Origin of the sequence: Enterobacter cloacae complex sp. SYL001 (assembly GCF_049237025.1) — a bacterium.
GTDB lineage: Bacteria > Pseudomonadota > Gammaproteobacteria > Enterobacterales > Enterobacteriaceae > Enterobacter > Enterobacter intestinihominis.
Genome location: NZ_JBMKJI010000039.1, coordinates 15,304 through 29,888, shown reverse-complemented (window position 1 = coordinate 29,888; position 14,585 = coordinate 15,304). Strand labels below are relative to the sequence as shown.

Sequence of the window (14,585 nt, the reverse complement as noted above, 5' to 3'; positions counted from 1 at the left end):
CAGCCGGACCAGGGCATCGCTGACAGCCCTCAGTCATTTAGAAAGCAACTTTATTGCTTCTGCATAAAAAAATTACTGGGGATCCCTCAGCCCACAGGGAGAGGGAGAATATCAACACCGGGCGATACAGCATCAATCTTCCAGTGAATACGGCAGCGGCTCAATGCTGAGCGTGTTTGCATCGTCCCGCACGCGGAACACGCTGTCGGGCTCCATATCATTATTCATGACAACCTGCACCAGCAGGCGGCCATCATCGAGCTGGACGGCGGCTAACACGGTGCCGGTACGGCGCCAGTTTTCGCCCATCTTCATCTCGAGATCTTCACCCGCTTCCGGCACACGGCTGGCGTGACCAGCCAGCGTCCACAGGGCACGTTTGTTCGCGCCGCGGAATTTCGCACGCGCCACCATTTCCTGTCCGGTGTAGCAGCCCTTCTTAAAGCTGATACCACCCAGCGCCTGGATGTTTGTCGCCTGCGGGATAAACTGCGCGCTGTTTGCCGCGTCAATAACCGGCAGGCCCGCTTCGATGTTCAGCGCCAGCCACTGCTGGCTGTTGTTGAGCTGTGCTTCACCGCGCAGGGCGTCAGTGACGCGTTCCGCCGTTGCTTCGTCGGTTACCAGCAGGAAGCGCTCCGCAGGGTGTTCGAACCACAGAATGGAGGTTTCTCCCTCGCTGATCAGCTGTTTTCCGGCATCCGGTAGCTCGGCAAACAGGTTTTTCAGTGCTGCACGCGCCTGGAAACCCGCTACCCCCAGCAGAACGTGTTCATCGTCCGGGGCGATGGTGACTTTAGAAAAGACCGCGTATTTTTTCAGCTCTTTAAGCTGGGCGTCACGCAGGCTGCGACGCTCAATGAAGGCGAATCCGTCCTGACGGCGGAACAGACGCAGGTTGCTCCACATTTTGCCTTTTGGATCGCAATGCGCGGCCAGCAGATGCTGGTGCTCAGTCAACTGCGCCACGTCCGCCGTGACCTGGCCTTGCAGGTATTTTTCGCTGTCTGCACCGGTCAGTGTCGCCAGTGCCCAGTCATCAAGAGTAATCAGCGTCAGCGGCAGACGCGCAGAGGCGGCGGGCTGGCGAGGAGAAAATGGTGTAAATGCCATAGTGATGTCCTGAATTGCTTAACGCTTTGATAATACCTAATGGTAAAAGAGACTGTATTCAATGCAAGCGCTTTCAGCAGGCCATTCGTGCCATTACGCGGTTATGCGTGGCGCTACGCAAAATAGTGTAATCCGCTGTCTTTATAAGGATTATTCAGGAAGCCTGCTCGAGGTTCGCAATATTCCAGTAAAGAAACGGTCAAAAACACGTTACACTAGCAGGTGTTCCCGAAGAGCAATAATGAATACCGAACGGGATACCGACTGTGCCAAACGTAATGCAGGAAACAGAACATGGATATTAACAACAAGGCCCGTATTCACTGGGCGTGCCGTCGCGGCATGCGTGAACTTGATATCTCCATCATGCCTTTCTTCGAGTATGAGTACGACAGCTTAAGCGATGACGATAAGCGCCTGTTTGTCCGTCTGCTTGAGTCCGACGATCCGGATTTATTCAACTGGCTGATGAATCACGGCAAGCCCGCCGACACCGAGTTGCAACGGATGGTGCAATTAATTCAAACACGGAATCAGGAACGTGGTCCTGTGGCAATCTGATCTTCGCGTCTCGTGGCGCTCACAGTGGATGTCCTTACTGCTCCACGGTCTGGTCGCGGCAATGGTGTTATTGGTGCCGTGGCCGCTAAGCTATACCCCTCTGTGGCTGCTTTTGCTGTCGTTTGTAGTGTTTGACAGCGTGCGCAGCCAGCGTCGAATCAACGCCCGTCAGGGTGAGATTAAGCTGCTGATGGATTCTCGCCTGCGCTGGCAGGGAAAAGAGTGGGAAATGATAGGGACGCCGTGGATGCTCAACACCGGGATGATGCTACGGCTGCGTCGGGTCGAGGACAATCGTCGCCAGCACCTGTGGCTGGCAGCAGACAGTATGGATCCTGCGGAGTGGCGAGATCTGCGCCGGTTGATCGTGCAACAGCCGACGCAGGAGTAAATCAGCTGAACTGCTCGGCCATCTCACCCAGAATCTGCTCGCACCAGTTCTGGAGGCGCTCGTCGCTAAGATCGTACTGGTTGGTTTCATCCAGCGCGAGCCCGACAAACAGCTGACCGTCGGCAATAATCGGTTTTTGACTGGTGAACTCATAGCCTTCCGTAGGCCAGTAGCCGATAAAGGTCGCGCCCTTTGGGGCCAGTTTGTCGTGCAGCATGCCGAGTGCGTCAAGGAACCACTCCCCGTAGCCCAACTGGTCGCCCATGCCGTACATCGCAATGATTTTGCCTTCAAAATTGACTGAATCGAGCTGATCCCAGATGGCTTCCCAGTCTTCCTGAATCTCACCAAAGTCCCAGGTAGGGATACCCAGAATCAGCACATCGTACTGCTCCATCAAGGCAACCGCGTCATCTTTCAGGTTATGCAACGTCACCAGTTCCGGGCCAATAATGTCGCGAATTTTCTCCGCCGCCATTTCGGTGTAGCAGGTGCTGGAACCATAGAACAGACCAATATTCATCGCGTAACTATCTCAATTCTTGCTATGACTTTGCGCGTAGTGTACCAGAAACCGATGGCAATCAGGCATAATGGCCAGATTGCAGAACCATAGGGGTTGATGTGGAAAAGGATCTCGCACTCATCGAACAGTTTCTCGACGCGCTGTGGCTGGAGAAAAACCTCGCTGAAAATACGCTTAGCGCCTATCGTCGGGATCTCACTCTGCTGGTCGAGTGGCTGGCGCACCGGGGTCTGACGCTTGAAAGCGCACAAAGCGATGACCTGCAAGGGTTACTGGCTGAGCGGATGGAAGGGGGGTACAAAGCCACCAGCTCCGCACGTCTGCTGAGCGCCATGCGCCGCCTGTTCCAGCACCTTTACCGCGAGAAGATCCGCGCGGATGATCCCAGCGCACTGCTGGCATCGCCTAAACTACCTCAGCGGCTGCCAAAAGATCTCAGCGAAGCGCAAGTTGAGAGATTATTACAGTCGCCCGCAGTTGACCTTCCGCTGGAGTTACGCGATAAAGCCATGCTTGAACTATTGTATGCCACGGGCTTGCGCGTTTCTGAACTGGTGGGCCTGACGATGAGCGATATCAGCCTGCGTCAGGGCGTGGTGCGCGTTATCGGTAAAGGGAACAAAGAACGGCTGGTGCCGCTGGGTGAAGAGGCGGTCTACTGGCTGGAGACGTATCTGGAACACGGGCGTCCGTGGCTGCTGAACGGCGTCTCCATAGATGTATTATTCCCGAGCCAGCGCGCGCAGCAGATGACGCGACAAACGTTCTGGCATCGCATTAAACATTACGCCACACTGGCGGGTATTGACAGTGAGAAGCTGTCGCCGCACGTTTTGCGTCACGCCTTCGCGACGCATCTGTTAAACCACGGCGCGGATTTACGCGTGGTGCAGATGTTGCTTGGACACAGCGATCTTTCAACGACGCAAATATACACCCATGTCGCGACGGAACGCCTGCGGCAGCTACACCAACAGCACCACCCTCGCGCGTGAGTGCCGACGAATTGTTACAGGATCATATATGAAAAAGTCTTTAGCGCTGTTCACCCTGCTGGCAGCTTCGGTTTCCGGTTTTGCCCATGCGGATGATGCCGCCATTAAACAGTCTCTGACGAAACTCGGCGTCGCCAGCAGCGAGATCCAGCCAGCGCCGGTGGCTGGCATGAAAACGGTGCTGACCAACAGCGGCGTGCTGTACGTGACCGAAGACGGAAAGCACATCATTCAGGGGCCAATGTACGACGTGAGCGGTGCGCAGCCGGTGAACGTCACCAACCAGCTACTGATGAAAAACCTGAATGCGCTCGAAAAAGAGATGATTGTCTACAAAGCGGCGCAGGAAAAGCACGTCATTACCGTCTTCACCGACATCACCTGCGGCTACTGCCACAAGCTGCATGAAGAGATGAAAGACTACAACGCGCTGGGCATTACCGTGCGTTACCTGGCCTTCCCACGCGCTGGCGTGCAGAGTCAGCCTGAGCAGGATATGAAAGCGATCTGGTGTGCGAAAGACCGCAACAAGGCCTTTGATGACGCGATGAACGGCAAAGGCGTGAAGCCCGCCTCCTGCGATATCGACATCGCTAACCACTACGCGCTGGGCGTACAGTTTGGCGTGAGCGGTACGCCAGCCATTGTGCTGAGCAACGGCTATGTGGTGCCGGGCTACCAGGGGCCAAAAGAGATGAAAGCGTTCCTCAACGAACACCAGAAACAGACGGGTGGTAAATAATTCGCGTGAAAGCCCCGATAAAACTGCGCCGCCGCGATGCGGTTGAAACCGCGGATTTACCAGATACGCTTCCGCTGCTGTTAAAGCGGTTGTACGCCAGCCGTGGCGTGCGTACGGCAAGCGATCTTGAGCGCAGCGTTAAAGGCATGCTGCCCTGGCAAGCGCTGAGTGGCATCGAAAAAGCGACTGAAATGCTCTACGACGCGTTCCGTGACGGGACGCGGATTGTCGTGGTGGGCGATTTCGATGCCGACGGCGCAACCAGTACCGCGCTGAGCGTACTCAGCCTGCGTGCGCTGGGCTGCGATAACGTGGCTTACCTGGTGCCGAACCGGTTTGAAGACGGCTACGGCCTCAGCCCGGAAGTGGTCGATCAGGCCCATGCCCGTGGTGCACAGATGATCATGACCGTGGATAACGGGATCTCTTCTCATGCGGGGGTCGATCATGCCCATGCGCTGGGGATCCCGGTACTGGTCACCGATCACCACCTGCCAGGAGAAACCCTGCCAGACGCTGAAGCCATCATTAACCCGAACCTGCGCGACTGCGATTTCCCGTCGAAATCGCTGGCCGGAGTAGGGGTGGCGTTTTATCTGATGCTGGCGTTACGCACGTTGCTGCGTGATAAGGGCTGGTTCGAATCGCGCGGGATTGCCGTGCCGAATCTTGCGGAGTATCTCGATCTGGTGGCGCTGGGAACCGTGGCGGACGTGGTGCCGCTCGATACCAATAACCGTATTCTCACCTGGCAGGGCTTGAGCCGCATTCGGGCGGGCAAATGCCGTCCGGGGATCAAGGCGCTGCTGGAAATTGCCAACCGCGATCCGCTGAAGCTTACGGCAAGCGATTTGGGTTTTGCCCTCGGCCCGCGCCTGAACGCGGCGGGGCGGCTGGACGATATGTCGGTTGGCGTTGCGCTGCTCCTGTGCGACAACATCGGCGAAGCGCGCGTGCTGGCCAGTGAGCTGGACGCACTCAACCAGACCCGTAAAGAGATTGAGCAGGGGATGCAGGCCGAAGCGCTGACCCTGTGCGAAAAGCTGGAGCGCAGCGGTGACACCCTGCCGGGCGGGCTGGCGATGTATCACCCCGAATGGCACCAGGGCGTGGTGGGCATTCTGGCATCGCGTATTAAAGAGCGTTTCCACCGCCCGGTGATCGCGTTCGCCCCCGCCGGGGACGGCACGCTGAAAGGCTCCGGTCGTTCCATTCAGGGGCTGCATATGCGCGATGCGCTGGAGCGTCTCGACACGCTTCATCCGAACCTGATGATTAAGTTCGGCGGCCACGCGATGGCGGCAGGCCTGTCGCTGGAAGAGGCGAAGTTCGACGAGTTCCAGCGTCTGTTTGGCGAACTGGTCACCGAGTGGATCGATCCGTCTCTGTTGCAGGGTGAAGTGGTTTCTGACGGCGAGCTTTCTCCGGCTGAAATGACCATGGAGGTGGCGCAGATGCTGCGCGATGCTGGCCCATGGGGGCAGATGTTCCCGGAGCCGCTTTTCGACGGACGTTTTCGTTTGCTGCAACAGCGCATCGTGGGCGAACGCCATCTCAAAGTGATGGTGGAACCGGTCGGCGGCGGGCCGCTGCTCGACGGCATCGCCTTTAACGTTGATACCTCCATCTGGCCGGACAACGGCGTGCGCGAGGTTGAGCTGGCCTATAAGCTGGATATTAACGAGTTCCGCGGTAACCGCACCCTTCAGATCATCATCGACAATATCTGGCCAATTTAGCGTCAGTAATCTCTATAAAAAAGGGCGTGGATTCGGTACAATCCCGCTCTTATCACCGCATTTTGACAAGCTCATAAAAGAAAACAGACCATGTTTGAAATTAATCCGGTAAAAAACCGCATTCAGGACCTCACGGAGCGCTCTGACGTTCTTAGGGGGTATCTTTGACTACGATGCCAAGAAAGAGCGTCTCGAAGAAGTAAACGCCGAGCTGGAACAGCCGGACGTCTGGAACGAACCTGAACGCGCGCAGGCGCTGGGTAAAGAACGTTCCTCCCTCGAAGCCATCGTAGATACGCTGGATCAAATGGCGCAGGGTCTGGAAGATGTTTCTGGGCTGCTGGAGCTGGCTGTCGAAGCCGACGACGAAGAAACCTTTAACGAAGCCGTGGCAGAGCTTGACGTGCTGGAAGAGAAGCTGGCGCAGCTGGAATTCCGTCGCATGTTCTCCGGCGAATACGACAGCGCTGACTGCTATCTCGATATTCAGGCAGGCTCTGGCGGTACCGAAGCGCAGGACTGGGCCAGCATGCTGATGCGCATGTACCTGCGCTGGGCTGAAGCGCGCGGTTTCAAAACCGAGATTATCGAAGAGTCCGAAGGTGAAGTGGCGGGTATTAAATCCGTCACCATCAAGATTATTGGCGATTACGCCTACGGCTGGCTGCGTACTGAAACCGGCGTTCACCGCCTGGTGCGTAAGAGCCCGTTCGATTCCGGTGGCCGTCGCCACACCTCCTTCAGCTCCGCGTTTGTCTACCCGGAAGTGGATGAAGATATCGATATCGACATCAACCCGGCGGACCTGCGTATCGACGTTTACCGCGCATCCGGCGCGGGCGGTCAGCACGTTAACCGTACGGAATCTGCGGTGCGTATTACCCACATTCCAACCGGGCTGGTAACACAGTGCCAGAACGACCGTTCCCAGCATAAGAACAAAGACCAGGCCATGAAGCAGATGAAAGCGAAGCTTTATGAGCTGGAGATGCAGAAGAAAAATGCTGAGAAGCAGGCGATGGAAGACAACAAGTCCGACATCGGCTGGGGCAGCCAGATCCGTTCTTACGTCCTTGATGACTCCCGCATCAAAGACCTGCGTACCGGGGTTGAAACCCGTAACACGCAGGCGGTGCTGGACGGCAGCCTGGATCAATTTATCGAAGCAAGTTTGAAAGCAGGGTTATGAGGAACCAACATGTCTGAACAACAATCACAGGGCGCTGACGCGGTAGTCGATCTTAACAACGAACTGAAAACCCGCCGCGAGAAGCTGGCAGCGCTGCGCGAGCAGGGCGTGCCGTTCCCGAACGATTTTCGTCGTGACCACACCTCAGACCAACTGCACGCAGACTTCGACGGTAAAGAGAACGAAGAGCTTGAAGCGCTGAACGTTGAAGTGTCCGTGGCGGGCCGCATGATGACCCGTCGTATCATGGGTAGAGCCTCCTTCGTGACCTTACAGGACGTTGGCGGCCGCATTCAGCTGTATGTCTCTCGTGACGACCTGCCGGAAGGCATCTATAACGAGCAGTTCAAGAAGTGGGACCTGGGCGACATCCTGGGCGCTAAAGGTAAACTGTTCAAAACCAAGACCGGTGAACTGTCTATCCACTGCACCGAGCTGCGTCTGCTGACCAAAGCCCTGCGCCCGCTGCCGGACAAGTTCCACGGTTTGCAGGATCAGGAAGCGCGCTATCGTCAGCGCTACCTGGATCTCATCTCTAATGATGAATCCCGTAAGACCTTCAAAATTCGCTCCCAGATCATGGCCGGTATTCGCCAGTTCATGGTTAACCGCGACTTTATGGAAGTAGAAACCCCGATGATGCAGGTGATCCCAGGCGGTGCCTCTGCCCGTCCGTTCATCACCCATCACAACGCCCTGGACCTGGACATGTACCTGCGTATCGCGCCGGAACTGTACCTGAAGCGTCTGGTGGTCGGTGGTTTCGACCGCGTGTTCGAGATCAACCGTAACTTCCGTAACGAAGGTATTTCCGTACGTCATAACCCAGAGTTCACCATGATGGAACTCTATATGGCGTATGCGGATTACAAAGATCTGATCGAGCTGACCGAATCCCTGTTCCGTACCCTAGCGCAGGATATTCTGGGCACCACGCAGGTCCCTTACGGTGAAGAAGTGTTCGACTTCGGCAAGCCGTTCGAAAAACTGACCATGCGCGAAGCGATCAAGAAATACCGTCCGGAAACCAATATGGCGGATCTGGATAACTTCGACTCTGCGAAAGCGATCGCTGAAAGCATCGGTATTAAGGTTGAGAAGAGCTGGGGTCTGGGCCGTATCGTGACCGAGATCTTCGAAGAAGTGGCCGAAGCGCACCTGATTCAGCCGACCTTCATCACCGAATACCCGGCGGAAGTGTCTCCGCTGGCGCGTCGTAATGACGAGAACCCGGAAATCACTGACCGCTTCGAATTCTTCATCGGTGGCCGCGAAATCGGTAACGGCTTTAGCGAGCTGAACGATGCAGAAGATCAGGCGCAGCGTTTCCAGGATCAGGTTAACGCGAAAGCGGCAGGCGACGACGAAGCGATGTTCTTCGACGAAGACTACGTAACCGCGCTGGAACACGGCCTGCCGCCGACGGCTGGCCTGGGTATTGGTATCGACCGTATGGTGATGCTGTTTACCAACAGCCACACCATCCGCGACGTGATCCTGTTCCCGGCGATGCGTCCGGTGAAATAAGCCGTTAAGACGTAAAAAAAGCCCCGTGCGTTTATCGCTGGGGCTTTTTTATTGCGCCGCAAAAGCGCTGAGTTTTTCGCGCGCAGTGTTCGCTTCCTGCACCATCCACGGACTAAATGCCCACGGTGTGGCGTCCAGCGCGCGGAAGAGCGCGTCCAGCTCCACCCACTGATACTCCATCACTTCGTCGCTATTGATTGCGAGGGTATTCGTTACGCGGGCGGCATAGACCGGGCAGATTTCGTTTTCAACGATCCCTGAAGGGTCGGCTTCACGGTAGCGGAACTCCGGGGCAACGGGAGTGATGTCTATGATTTCGGCCCCGACTTCAAAGCGGCAGCGGCGGATAATCGCCTGCTCTGTCGCTTCGTCGGCCTGTGGATGTCCGCAAACGGAGTTGGTCCACACGCCGGGCCAGGCTTTTTTACTTAAGGCGCGCCGGGTAATCAGACATTCTCCGTTAGCGTTAAACAGCCATGAAGAGAAGGCCAGGTGAAGCGGGGTGTGTGACGTGTGCGCGGCGTACTTCTCCTGAGTGCCAATCACCTTTCCCTGGTCATTTACCAAAATAACGTGTTCTTGAATACTCATTGATGCTCCAGTGCCATAATGCTTAATGGTTCAGCACCATCAGCGGAATTATTATACTGCATTCTTATGCAAACGGTTTGGCCCACAGAGCGGAAAAGGGCATGACCCGCATCAGTTTGGGCTGCTATCATAGTGCGCCATTCACGCTGACCGAGGAGCTGTTTTGTTTGCAGGAAGCCTGACGAGAAACCCGATCATTGCCGTTTTCTGCCTGACGCTGACGCTACTTGTAGCAGGATGCTCGGGGAGTAAATCTTCGGATATGGGCAGTTATTCCGGTGCCGTCTATACCGTTAAGCGCGGGGACACGCTCTACCGCATCTCACGTGCCACGGGGACCAGCGTGAAGGAGCTGGCGCGCCTGAATAATATCTCTCCACCGTATACCATTGAGATAGGGCAAAAGCTCAAGGTTAACGGCGGTTCCTCCTCAGGGAAAAAGTCCTCAACGCGTAAAACAGCCAAAGTGACGCCATCCTATCAGGTGCCTAAATCATCCTGGCCGCCGGTCGGTCAGCGCTGCTGGATCTGGCCTGCAAGCGGAAAAGTGGTTGCGCCGTACTCGCTCTCGGAAGGGGGCAATAAAGGTATTGATATCGCTGCCGCACGCGGCACGCCGGTTTACGCTTCAGGGGCCGGAAAGGTGGTCTATGTCGGTAACCAGCTTCGTGGATACGGTAACCTGATCATGATTAAGCATGGTGAGGACTACATTACGGCATATGCGCATAACGACACGATGTTGGTGAATAATGGCCAGAACGTGAAGGCGGGGCAGAAGATTGCGACCATGGGCAGTACCGGGACGGATACGGTGAAGCTGCATTTCCAGATTCGCTATAAGGCCACGGCCATCGATCCGCAGCGTTATCTTCCGGCGCAGGGCAGTAAACCGAAGTGCTAAGTGATTATTTAATCGCCACTTAGTAGGGTAAAGGCTTGTATGAAGAGGCGTAAGGTCTATAATGCCTTACGCACCTCAAAGCGGGCGTAGTTCAATGGTAGAACGAGAGCTTCCCAAGCTCTATACGAGGGTTCGATTCCCTTCGCCCGCTCCAGAACTCTCCCCTTGTGGAACCGTTCGAAAAACTCCGGTTCTTTCAGCATGTTACGCAGTAGTGCTTACTAACATGCTTAGGCGTTCTACCATAGTTCACTACTTTGACACTTGTCACGAATGGTTACTCGGTGAAATGAGAGTGTAGCCAATCGTCGGCGGTGGTTTCAAGTTCTTACCGCGATAGCCCAACAATGAACGCAAAGCCTACACCAGGCAGCGACGGATCGCACTTCTCATAACCTTACAGTGAAGCGCATTTTTTGCCGATGCTCCCACATGCCACACGTCGCGATGACGTTGCAGGGAATAAACAGGTTTATGGTGGTGTTCGTACCTACAAACGATATGTAGGCTCTGCCAGCGGTTCGGCCTCGCTCCTTCGGGTACATGGTCATCCTGATAAACTTCACTGTCTGACATATCCCTGATGTTGTCGCCTAACGGCTCCGCGTGTTGTCTTACCACCAACGGGCATTAGGCTTCTATTGTCCAAAATCTGTTAGTTGCACAATTTTTGCACCCTGTATAACCTGAGATTAATCTTAATCACTCAAGGGTGGGTATGTCAGATAAGGAATCAATACGAAGGGAGTTAACTCTTTTGTTGGAGATACTCGCCTTGACTGGAGAGCAACGAGATTTTGTTGAATCAATGTACCAAGACAATGCAAACAGTAGGGGGATGGTAATGACCAACAAGCAGTTACGTATCCGCTATGGATTTCATGGAAAACACATGGAAAAAAATGTTGCCTGGGATGGCAATGATCAGGTGAATAGTGTTTTGGCTGTTCTTATTGAGGAGTTGTCTCTCCCGATAGGTGAGAAACCAGTGAATCTGATTGAACACGGTGTAGATGATGTATTTTTCTACGATGAAGAGAGTCAGAAATGGCTCGAAATCCCTCCTAAATGGCTAATCAAGGCATAAGGTCAGGGGGCAACTCGCCCCCCGCTTCTTCACTTCAACGCGCGTATGTAATCAAGCAAGGCTTTCAGTTGGCTACCTTTCATCGCCGGAACACGAATACGTATATCAGCCTTTCCTGTACTGGCGTACCTGCTTTCCCCTTGCAGTAATCGAAGGCTCATTGTTATGATCTGATGGTCTGGCATTCCTAACACTCCGTGGTGGTTTGTTGTTTGTCGGATCGCTGTGTGGGATGTTCTCAGCATCCTGCACAGCACTATTAACAGCATTGCGTAAATTTCTCGGTAACAGATGACGCTGTATCGTCGTCCCTGCAAACTTCACTACCTGCGTATAAACGCACACCGTAGCACCACACCAGATAAAGCTGGTGATTAGCTCTTCTTCCTTTTTCAATACTCATCTCCGAGAATTGCACCTAAGAAAAATTCTGTTTGCTCTTCGCTGCCTTTGACGCTGTAACACTCGATAGCCTTTCTCATTTCGCTTTCGTCCGTGTTACCAGCCAGCCATTCTATCAGGCTTTCTAAATACTCCTCCGCTCTGTTCACGTCGTGATCTTCTGGTAACACCTTGATTGCATCTGCCATGAAACAGGCTTCTACGTGGTCGTAATGAAACAGCAGGGCAAGAATACTTTCTTGTTGCCATTGTTCAGGCGTTTTCAATCCGTAACTGTTAGTCATTTGATACTCACCCATTTACGATCCTCGTTCGGTGTTGCTTGTTGAATTGCATCTTTCAACACCTGTTCAAAGTTCACGCCGTGCTCCTGGCTTCTCTGCCACATGTCCAAAAATGCTACGGCGAATTTCAATTCTTCTTCGCTCTTAATAGGGCTGAAAGCGGTTGTGTGTTCGTTCATCTCTATAATCTCCATACTCATTACTCCTCTTCAAAGGTCATTGTGTAGCGGCATTGCTGCGACGGTCTGATCGTCACTGTCTCTGTATAATTGGCGTTGCTATAAACGCAAATCCGCGCGTTGTCTGTTTCCTGTTCGTCACTAAGAACAAGGGTTATTTGTCCGGCATTTGCCAGGGCTGGCAGTAGTGCCAGCGTCAGCACAAGATATTTAGATTTCAAGGCTAAACTCCTCTGTCAATTCGTCGCCTACTTCGAGCGTGTAACCAATATAAAAGAGCGTTGACCGTGGATCAGCATGACCCAGGAGAAGGGCGATCTGTTCAACCGGCACACCTGCACTGAATAAAATTCGCCCTTTTGATTTTCGCGGGGTATGACACCCTACGTTAGAGAATCCCACTCTACGCCCGATCTTGCTGAACTCAGTGAACACAGTGTTACGAGTTACGGCGTTGCCTCTGCTACGGAGATCGCCTTTGCTAAAGATGAAATCCGTCTTCACAGGCATAGTGGATTGTTCCTCTCTCCGCATCTCTACGATTTTCCGCATGGTGTCAGTAATCTTGATACGGAGCGGTTTCACCTTCTTATTAGGATCTGCCTTTCGTTTAGATTTCTGCTGTTTCACCTCGATATGCGTTTTCCCTGCACTGAATTGTGACCAGGTGAGGGTTAACAGGTCAGAGATACGTAATGCGCTCTCATACTGCATCACCCATGCACAGTAGAACAGGTTTGTTCTGGTATTGCGTCGTAGCTCTGCCGCCACTGCTTTCACGTCCTCCGCGCTTTTAAGCGCAACTGCGATACCTTCCATTCTTTATCCCTCCTCTTGTTCGTTTCGTTGAAATCATAATTGATCAGAAATTGATCATTTTCAATATGTTGCACGATACATTTGTTTATGAAGAGCACGAAATGATCAAAAGGTATGCGCGGTTGCTTGAGTTGCTTAACGGCGTGATCAAGGCCGCCCCAATTCTGCTGTCCGTCAGCACCGAATATCTGTAACTGATTGAAAAATAACAATAAATGTAATTTCATAAATGATTCATGAAACGGTGGTTATGTCAAGAAATTTATTTTCGATGACGGGGAGTTACCCCTGTTTGCACGGCGAAGTGATGGAAAAGTGTACTGATTGAATAAAATCAAATAGTTACAAAATACACTTTACGAAAGTGTATCGAAGCTGGGCGATATCGCACGATAGATGATAATAATTCTCACCTGAGTTGATTGCACCAAGAAATGATTAGAATGCTAATGAATTGGAAGGTTTCGGCATGGAATAATCGCGATTAAAATAAATTTGATAGAACACAAAAAGTCTTTAAGTATATTGCACCTATCATGAAAGTGTACATTGTGGACAATGATCGCTGTGAGCCGCACGGCGCAAGGCTTTCGTATAAGTGATGAAAGATACTTCGAAAGTGAGAAAGGCGCTCAGAGAACGTTACAGGCGGGTTATTTAGAATAGATTAAGCATCGCTTTACCTGGGGTTTAGCGGGTATTTAGAATGTAATTAGCGTGGGATTTTTCCGGCGCTATGGAGGCGAGTATTCGCTATTAACACGTAATCAGGATTGATGGAGGGTTAATTCTCCATAAAGTGGACTGTACAATTTGGTATGCGCTGATCACGCGCATGGGAGATAGCTATACAGGAAAGTAACCTCTACTGAAAGTTATTGTTGAGAAGAGGTTTTCCTGTAGAGAAACTTGTCATGTTCGCTTCACTCACTGACACAAACCAACTACTAACTACCCTTAATTAAATTAAGGTTATTAATTATCTCTCTTATGTTCTCGTATTCCTCGAACATACATCATTGTGCAGGATGATCATGAGCAGATACTTTTTCATGCGACATTCACCCGCTGATCGCTGGTTCATTGTGAGCCTACGATCTCAACACATCAAAATTATGTAAAAGGGCTTATCATTAAAATGATGTGTTAACAGGTTAATTGTGCAATGTAGCGTAGCTACAAGATCGGCTCACTTGCATGAAGAGCCGGAAATGATACCCTTCCTTGAGAAGCCGTCTTATCCTATTATGAAAAAATTGTTGACGACAAATTTATTTTGTGGCAGGGGTTGACAAACGCTATTAAAATAGTGTATTATGGTAAGTATGAATGGGAGAAAACCTTCTGAACTTTTCAGCCCTGGGCGGGGTAACTGCCTGGGGCTTTTTGCATCCAAAATCCGAAGGAGGTAGTTATTGAAGTATTTCAGTAGTGACCAGGTGTTTTATGAACTGGTGAGTGGTAAAGCCACAAGAGATTTAATCTACGCATCTATGTACGTAGCCAGAAAACGAAAGTATTTCGAACGTGAACAGA

Annotated in this window: 16 protein-coding genes and 1 tRNA gene; 10 read left to right on the top strand and 7 right to left on the bottom strand. The window is 52.6% G+C overall.

The window, feature by feature from the left end; all coding sequences use genetic code 11:
- Positions 1 to 132: 132 nt before the first annotated feature.
- Positions 133 to 1,113: a tRNA-modifying protein YgfZ gene (gene ygfZ, locus ACOTZP_RS22630; protein ID WP_032626101.1), complete on the bottom strand. Its 981-nt coding sequence runs from the start codon at positions 1,111 to 1,113 to the stop codon at positions 133 to 135.
- Positions 1,114 to 1,407: 294 nt separating this feature from the next.
- Here ygfZ and sdhE point away from each other — a divergent pair, with 294 nt between their 5' ends.
- Both sdhE and ACOTZP_RS22620 read left to right on the top strand, forming a co-directional pair.
- Positions 1,408 to 1,674 carry an FAD assembly factor SdhE gene (gene sdhE / locus ACOTZP_RS22625; RefSeq protein WP_003863437.1) on the top strand — a complete coding sequence of 89 codons (267 nt, stop codon included), beginning with the start codon at positions 1,408 to 1,410 and terminating at the stop codon, positions 1,672 to 1,674.
- Positions 1,655 to 2,065, top strand: a complete 411-nt coding sequence (locus tag ACOTZP_RS22620; RefSeq protein ID WP_022649305.1) for a protein YgfX — start codon at positions 1,655 to 1,657, stop codon at positions 2,063 to 2,065. Before sdhE ends, ACOTZP_RS22620 begins: the two co-directional genes overlap by 20 nt.
- A gap of 1 nt (position 2,066) precedes the next feature.
- On the opposite strand, the gene fldB is transcribed toward ACOTZP_RS22620, so the two are convergent.
- Entirely contained in the window at positions 2,067 to 2,588 is a 522-nt protein-coding gene (gene fldB / locus ACOTZP_RS22615; RefSeq protein ID WP_023306886.1) for a flavodoxin FldB, read from the bottom strand.
- 101 nt (positions 2,589 to 2,689) lie between these two features.
- Between fldB and xerD the strand changes: the two genes are divergently transcribed.
- From xerD to lysS, 5 genes are all read left to right on the top strand, one after another.
- On the top strand, positions 2,690 to 3,586 hold the full coding sequence (xerD, locus tag ACOTZP_RS22610) for a site-specific tyrosine recombinase XerD (protein WP_003863442.1): 897 nt from the start codon (positions 2,690 to 2,692) through the stop codon (positions 3,584 to 3,586).
- A gap of 28 nt (positions 3,587 to 3,614) precedes the next feature.
- Positions 3,615 to 4,328, top strand: a complete 714-nt coding sequence (gene dsbC, locus ACOTZP_RS22605; protein ID WP_271074884.1) for a bifunctional protein-disulfide isomerase/oxidoreductase DsbC — start codon at positions 3,615 to 3,617, stop codon at positions 4,326 to 4,328.
- Positions 4,329 to 4,333: 5 nt separating this feature from the next.
- The gene (gene recJ / locus ACOTZP_RS22600; RefSeq protein WP_171936124.1) at positions 4,334 to 6,067 is read left to right on the top strand and encodes a single-stranded-DNA-specific exonuclease RecJ; all 1,734 of its coding nucleotides are present in this window, start codon (positions 4,334 to 4,336) and stop codon (positions 6,065 to 6,067) included.
- Positions 6,068 to 6,157: 90 nt separating this feature from the next.
- A protein-coding gene (gene prfB, locus ACOTZP_RS22595; RefSeq protein WP_096147815.1) for a peptide chain release factor 2 occupies positions 6,158 to 7,256 on the top strand; the annotation gives its coding sequence in 2 pieces (ribosomal slippage) (positions 6,158 to 6,232 and positions 6,234 to 7,256; 1,098 coding nt in all).
- Positions 7,257 to 7,265: 9 nt separating this feature from the next.
- Positions 7,266 to 8,783 (top strand): lysine--tRNA ligase, encoded by a 1,518-nt coding sequence (gene lysS / locus ACOTZP_RS22590; RefSeq protein ID WP_271074883.1) that lies wholly within the window; start codon positions 7,266 to 7,268, stop codon positions 8,781 to 8,783.
- Between the two features lie 48 nt (positions 8,784 to 8,831).
- Here lysS and idi read toward each other — a convergent pair whose 3' ends face one another.
- A complete protein-coding gene (idi, locus tag ACOTZP_RS22585; RefSeq protein ID WP_032676492.1) occupies positions 8,832 to 9,374 on the bottom strand; it encodes an isopentenyl-diphosphate Delta-isomerase in 543 nt (180 codons plus the stop codon).
- A 163-nt stretch (positions 9,375 to 9,537) separates the two neighbouring features.
- Here idi and actS point away from each other — a divergent pair, with 163 nt between their 5' ends.
- The 3 genes from actS to ACOTZP_RS22570 all read left to right on the top strand — a co-directional run bounded on the left by actS (position 9,538) and on the right by ACOTZP_RS22570 (position 11,365).
- Positions 9,538 to 10,278, top strand: coding sequence for an amidase activator ActS (gene actS / locus ACOTZP_RS22580; protein WP_038416673.1), 741 nt, complete (start codon positions 9,538 to 9,540; stop codon positions 10,276 to 10,278).
- Between the two features lie 80 nt (positions 10,279 to 10,358).
- A tRNA-Gly gene (locus tag ACOTZP_RS22575) sits at positions 10,359 to 10,432 on the top strand.
- A 564-nt stretch (positions 10,433 to 10,996) separates the two neighbouring features.
- Positions 10,997 to 11,365 (top strand): hypothetical protein, encoded by a 369-nt coding sequence (locus tag ACOTZP_RS22570; protein WP_029497222.1) that lies wholly within the window; start codon positions 10,997 to 10,999, stop codon positions 11,363 to 11,365.
- Positions 11,366 to 11,757: 392 nt separating this feature from the next.
- Here ACOTZP_RS22570 and ACOTZP_RS22565 read toward each other — a convergent pair whose 3' ends face one another.
- The 4 genes from ACOTZP_RS22565 to ACOTZP_RS22550 are packed head-to-tail and all read right to left on the bottom strand — an operon-like array spanning position 11,758 to position 13,049.
- Positions 11,758 to 12,066, bottom strand: a complete 309-nt coding sequence (locus ACOTZP_RS22565) for a hypothetical protein (RefSeq protein WP_022649298.1) — start codon at positions 12,064 to 12,066, stop codon at positions 11,758 to 11,760.
- Positions 12,048 to 12,245 carry a hypothetical protein gene (locus ACOTZP_RS22560; RefSeq protein WP_045623679.1) on the bottom strand — a complete coding sequence of 66 codons (198 nt, stop codon included), beginning with the start codon at positions 12,243 to 12,245 and terminating at the stop codon, positions 12,048 to 12,050. Before ACOTZP_RS22560 ends, ACOTZP_RS22565 begins: the two co-directional genes overlap by 19 nt.
- A gap of 5 nt (positions 12,246 to 12,250) precedes the next feature.
- Entirely contained in the window at positions 12,251 to 12,451 is a 201-nt protein-coding gene (locus ACOTZP_RS22555; RefSeq protein WP_045623671.1) for a hypothetical protein, read from the bottom strand.
- Positions 12,441 to 13,049 (bottom strand): tyrosine-type recombinase/integrase, encoded by a 609-nt coding sequence (locus ACOTZP_RS22550; protein WP_048218522.1) that lies wholly within the window; start codon positions 13,047 to 13,049, stop codon positions 12,441 to 12,443. Before ACOTZP_RS22550 ends, ACOTZP_RS22555 begins: the two co-directional genes overlap by 11 nt.
- Positions 13,050 to 14,585 lie beyond the last annotated feature (1,536 nt).

Excerpts from the sequence above, each read along its gene's own strand:
- ygfZ (WP_032626101.1), bottom strand. The coding sequence starts at position 1,113 with ATGGCATTTACACCATTTTCTCCTCGCCAGCCCGCCGCCTCTGCGCGT.
- sdhE (WP_003863437.1), top strand. The coding sequence starts at position 1,408 with ATGGATATTAACAACAAGGCCCGTATTCACTGGGCGTGCCGTCGCGGC.
- fldB (WP_023306886.1), bottom strand. The coding sequence starts at position 2,588 with ATGAATATTGGTCTGTTCTATGGTTCCAGCACCTGCTACACCGAAATG.
- dsbC (WP_271074884.1), top strand. The coding sequence starts at position 3,615 with ATGAAAAAGTCTTTAGCGCTGTTCACCCTGCTGGCAGCTTCGGTTTCC.
- lysS (WP_271074883.1), top strand. The coding sequence starts at position 7,266 with ATGTCTGAACAACAATCACAGGGCGCTGACGCGGTAGTCGATCTTAAC.
- idi (WP_032676492.1), bottom strand. The coding sequence starts at position 9,374 with ATGAGTATTCAAGAACACGTTATTTTGGTAAATGACCAGGGAAAGGTG.
- ACOTZP_RS22570 (WP_029497222.1), top strand. The coding sequence starts at position 10,997 with ATGTCAGATAAGGAATCAATACGAAGGGAGTTAACTCTTTTGTTGGAG.
- ACOTZP_RS22565 (WP_022649298.1), bottom strand. The coding sequence starts at position 12,066 with ATGGGTGAGTATCAAATGACTAACAGTTACGGATTGAAAACGCCTGAA.
- ACOTZP_RS22560 (WP_045623679.1), bottom strand. The coding sequence starts at position 12,245 with ATGGAGATTATAGAGATGAACGAACACACAACCGCTTTCAGCCCTATT.
- ACOTZP_RS22550 (WP_048218522.1), bottom strand. The coding sequence starts at position 13,049 with ATGGAAGGTATCGCAGTTGCGCTTAAAAGCGCGGAGGACGTGAAAGCA.